The sequence below is a fragment of the Oleiphilus sp. HI0067 genome, from assembly GCF_001635735.1.
This window is the reverse complement of sequence record NZ_LWFI01000140.1, coordinates 1-725: the sequence shown is the minus strand read 5'-3', so window position 1 is coordinate 725 and position 725 is coordinate 1. Positions and strand designations below refer to the sequence as shown.

At 44.7% G+C, this 725-nt stretch carries 2 protein-coding genes; both read right to left on the bottom strand.

All coding sequences use genetic code 11. The features are described 5' to 3' along the window. A partial coding sequence (folM, locus tag A3739_RS01905) for a dihydromonapterin reductase (RefSeq protein ID WP_068500045.1) occupies nt 1–579 on the bottom strand: 579 nt, incomplete at its 3' end. Between the two features lie 6 nt (nt 580–585). After that, nucleotides 586–723, bottom strand: coding sequence for a GTP cyclohydrolase I (locus A3739_RS27910; protein WP_369821076.1), 138 nt, complete (start codon nt 721–723; stop codon nt 586–588). Between the last annotated feature and the right edge of the window lie 2 nt (nt 724–725).

Sequence of the window (725 nt, the reverse complement as noted above, 5' to 3'; positions counted from 1 at the left end):
CTCGTCATCGTCACCTTCGTTGAATTTCAGAAGTGCTGGTGCGATTGAGTTCACTTTAATTTCTGGCGCAAATGCTGCCGCAAAAGATAGCGTAAGGTTTTCTAGTGCCGCTTTGCTCGCCGCGTATGCAATATGCTTTTTACTTCCTTTTTCGGCGACAAAATCTGTGATGTGAATAATATCTGCAAGATGCTCTGCATTGCTCGAATTTCTGAGATTGTCTCGCAGGTTGAGGTTAAATAAATATGGGACCTTGGTATGCACATTAAACATACGATCGAACACTTGCTCGTTTGGGAAGCCTTTTCCTTCTGGCATCCAATCTGAAGCATTGTGGATCACGGCGCGTAGACGTATGTGTTTCAATTTGATTTCAGCGTTTAAATCGTTGACCGCATCCATATCCTGAAAATCGCATTGGTACAAAGTTGCTCCTTTGTCCCATAGCGAGTTCAATGACTCCGACTCACTGCGATAGGTGCCGACGACTTGCCAGCCTTTATCTAAAAAATGGTGAGCGAGGGCCAAGCCTAGTCGTTTAGTAATCCCTGTAATCAATACGCAGTGTTTATGATCCATTTCACCCTAGGCCTGTGACAAAAACTCTTGACGGGTGCGCTCATTCGACTTGAATGTTCCGCCTAATGCAGTCGTTGACGTGTAAGAGTTTGAATCCATTATGCCGCGCGATTTAACACAGTAATGAGTTGCATTAATGGACACCG